Here is a 3,028-nt window from a genome sequence, read left to right on the forward strand (position 1 = left end):
GCCATTCAAATGTAGGAGCTGCCGCAGGCTGCGATCTTTTGATTTTCAGCATCCACAAACGAAAACGGCCAACCCGAAGGTCAGCCGTTATTGACGATTGTTACTGTTCATAAGTTTATGCGAGTCGCCCTCGTACCTCCTGTTTGACACCCCAGCCTTCAATGATGCCGCCCAATGGCTCGACCACCGCTTCGAAACCCTGTTCGAAATCGCCGATGTCATCGTAAGTGGCGTACATCACCTTGCTCAGTTCCAGCGCCCAGGCGCCGTCGTCGCGCACGCTGATTTGCGCATTCAGGGATTCACCATGATGGAATTGACGTGCCGCCCTGCGTGCCCGCTCCTCGTCCGGGAAAATGGCGTAGAACTCGATGGGATGGAATCGTGAAAAGTCGAAACCGCCTTCTTTCATGCGGCGCAGCACGCTGCTGCTGATGTCTTCTTGATAGGCTGTGCTCATGAAACGTCCTCCTCAAACTGATGGATAGACTTTCCGTACTCCCTGCGCGCGCAACCCAAGGTCGCGGGCGTTCGGCAACCGATGTGCCGACGGGAAACAAGCATGGAGCTGACAAGACCAGACCTTAGCGATCCATTCGCTGATCTCGATTGCAGAGTAGCCCCAAGATAGAGCCGCTGCCAAGGTCTGGTTGTGAATGTGACAGGAGGTGTTCAGATTGGCGTGATGCTGCGGATTTGTATGCTGTTCTGGGTTTTGAGGTTTTTGACGCCGGCATCGGCGGTTCGCCCTTCCAGATCGTTCAGATCCAGCTTGGCGGCGACAGGAAGAAGCCGTTCCTTGATGAGTTTGGCGGCCTGCTCGTAACTCGGGCATTCCTCGCACTCGAAGACTTCGTCGATGGTTTCACCGTGATCATCCACGAAAGTGACTTTCCACTTGGACATCAGAGCCTCCTCGATCAAACCCGCAAATGGGCTTACCTCTATCTCGACCTGATTAGCTGGCTAATCGTTCCGCTGGAATATGCCACCGCTGATCCCCTGTAGGAGCGAGCCTGCTCGTGAAAAACATGAGAACACCGCGTTGAATCAGGCTCCCCGCGTCATCGTTCACGTCCATCGCGAGCAGGCTCGCTCCTACAAATCCATCAGTCGTTGCTTGGCTTGCCCACAGCTTGCAGTACGTACTGCGGCAAGGCGAAGGCGCCGATGTGGATTTCCGGGTTGTAGTAGCGAGTGACAATGCCACTGCCGGCGAAGCGCTGTTGCAGGGTTTCGCGGGATAGCTTGCGATAAGCGGTATTGGTCGCGCCCCAGGCGAAGGTCATCGAGCCGCCGATATAAGTCGGCACAGCGGCCTGATAGAAGTGCCAGTCCGGGAACAGGCTGCGCAGGCGACCGGCGGTGGTCTTCACTTCTTCGATCTGCATGAACGGTGTGCCGTTCTGGGTCACCAGAATGCCGCCTTCATTCAGGCAGCGGCGGCAGGCCTGGTAGAAATTTTCCGAAAACAGCACTTCGCCCGGACCGATCGGGTCGGTGGAGTCGGAAATGATCACGTCGAACTTTTCCGTGGTGGTGGCGACGAAACGCATGCCGTCGTCGATCACCAGGTTCAGGCGTGGATCATCGAACGCACCTTTGGAGTGGTTCGGCAGGAATTCCTTGCACATGTCGACCACCGTGCCGTCGATCTCGACCATGGTGATGTGCTCGATGCTGCGGTGCTTGGCCACTTCACGCAGCATGCCGCCATCGCCACCGCCGATGATCAGCACGCGCTTGGCGGTGCCATGCGCCAGGATCGGCACGTGGGTGAGCATTTCGTGGTAGATGAATTCGTCGGCTTCGGTGGTCTGGATCACACCGTCCAGCGCCATGACCCGGCCCATGCGCGAGTTTTCGAAAATCACCAGGTGCTGGTGTTCGGTGCGCACTTCGTGCAGCAGTTTTTCCATGCGAAAACGCTGGCCGTAGCCTTCGTAGAGGGTTTCCAGGTAATCGCTGGCGGGGATGTTGCTCATGGGAAGTGCTCCGATGAATGCGGTGGCAACGGACGGTTACCCGCCCATGAAGGCCAATCGATCAGCTCGATTGCCCAGGAAAGCCGCGCATTCTACGTCGCGGAACATGACAGGTCGAACCTCGTCTGTCAGATCCGCACATTCCCACGCGGTCCGGCGATGGCCCAGATGATCAGGCCCAGAACCGGCAGCAGCAGGATCAACAGCACCCAGAGGATTTTCATCCCGGTTTCGGCGCCACTTTTCAGCACATTGATGATTGCCCAGATGTCGAGGGCAAGAATGATCAGGCCTACAAGGCTGTTGAACGTGGAACCCATGGTGACGCTCCCGAAGAGTGGTATGCACCCTTAGGATAGTCGGCCATGGCGAGGGTTCCTTTTTATTGACAGCTTTACGGTCTCAGACGTGGATTGCCACTTTCAAGGCTTCCAGGGCAGGCGCCGCGGCAATACCGACTTCGGCACACAGCTCAAGCACACGCGGCACGTCATTGCCGAAGACCAGAACCATTTGCAGTTCGTCATCCAGCAACTGGCTGAAATTCATCAACGTGTAACCGCCGTTTTCCTTGTTCAGGCTGCTCATCTGCACCTGAATGCGGTTAAGTGCAGTCAGGGCTTCGGTCTTGGCCAGTTGCTTGGGCTTGAGGTTGAAATCGACTCCAGGGCCGAACGAGTCGACGATCTGCGCAAACAGGTCCATGTAAGTGTCGGCCTGAAACAGCACGGTTTCCGGCAGGCTGCCGACAACGACCCACTCACCCAGCGGGATCGGGAAAGTGTCGTCGTAGTTGATGTCCGGATTGGCCGTCAGAAAAGCCTCAGGATCCGCGTAAGCCTGGGACGCTTCGTCAGCGACTTTCCGGATTTCGTCATCGCTCATGCACCCGGAGCTGATTTTGCTGATGAGTTCGACGAGTGCGGCTTTCATGGGGCGGATCCTGTAGCGAGGGAGTTTTGAGGGCGCGAAGGATAACGCAAGGATAGATTCAAGTGCCCAAAAAAGATCGCAGCCTTCGGCAGCTCCTACGGGTGTACGCC

The 3,028-nt window shown here is 56.8% G+C and carries 5 protein-coding genes; all 5 read right to left on the reverse strand.

Going from position 1 to position 3,028, the window contains the following annotated elements:
• Positions 1-115 precede the first annotated feature (115 nt).
• On the reverse strand, positions 116-460 hold the full coding sequence (locus tag ACW9JC_RS29700; protein WP_338585494.1) for a ribonuclease E inhibitor RraB: 345 nt from the start codon (positions 458-460) through the stop codon (positions 116-118).
• 212 nt (positions 461-672) lie between these two features.
• The gene (locus tag ACW9JC_RS29705) at positions 673-906 is read right to left on the reverse strand and encodes a hypothetical protein (RefSeq protein WP_457459499.1); all 234 of its coding nucleotides are present in this window, start codon (positions 904-906) and stop codon (positions 673-675) included.
• 203 nt (positions 907-1,109) lie between these two features.
• A complete protein-coding gene (gene speE, locus ACW9JC_RS29710; RefSeq protein ID WP_457459501.1) occupies positions 1,110-1,985 on the reverse strand; it encodes a polyamine aminopropyltransferase in 876 nt (291 codons plus the stop codon).
• A gap of 128 nt (positions 1,986-2,113) precedes the next feature.
• Positions 2,114-2,305, reverse strand: coding sequence for a PLDc N-terminal domain-containing protein (locus tag ACW9JC_RS29715; protein WP_223487614.1), 192 nt, complete (start codon positions 2,303-2,305; stop codon positions 2,114-2,116).
• An 82-nt stretch (positions 2,306-2,387) separates the two neighbouring features.
• Positions 2,388-2,918, reverse strand: coding sequence for a hypothetical protein (locus ACW9JC_RS29720; RefSeq protein WP_457459503.1), 531 nt, complete (start codon positions 2,916-2,918; stop codon positions 2,388-2,390).
• Positions 2,919-3,028 lie beyond the last annotated feature (110 nt).

The organism is Pseudomonas sp. SDO5591_S426, from assembly GCF_054070755.1.

What these genes read in the sequence shown, in the direction of transcription:
- ACW9JC_RS29700 (WP_338585494.1), bottom strand. Translation starts at nt 460, where the DNA reads ATGAGCACAGCCTATCAAGAAGACATCAGCAGCAGCGTGCTGCGCCGC.
- ACW9JC_RS29705 (WP_457459499.1), bottom strand. Translation starts at nt 906, where the DNA reads ATGTCCAAGTGGAAAGTCACTTTCGTGGATGATCACGGTGAAACCATC.
- speE (WP_457459501.1), bottom strand. Translation starts at nt 1,985, where the DNA reads ATGAGCAACATCCCCGCCAGCGATTACCTGGAAACCCTCTACGAAGGC.
- ACW9JC_RS29715 (WP_223487614.1), bottom strand. Translation starts at nt 2,305, where the DNA reads ATGGGTTCCACGTTCAACAGCCTTGTAGGCCTGATCATTCTTGCCCTC.
- ACW9JC_RS29720 (WP_457459503.1), bottom strand. Translation starts at nt 2,918, where the DNA reads ATGAAAGCCGCACTCGTCGAACTCATCAGCAAAATCAGCTCCGGGTGC.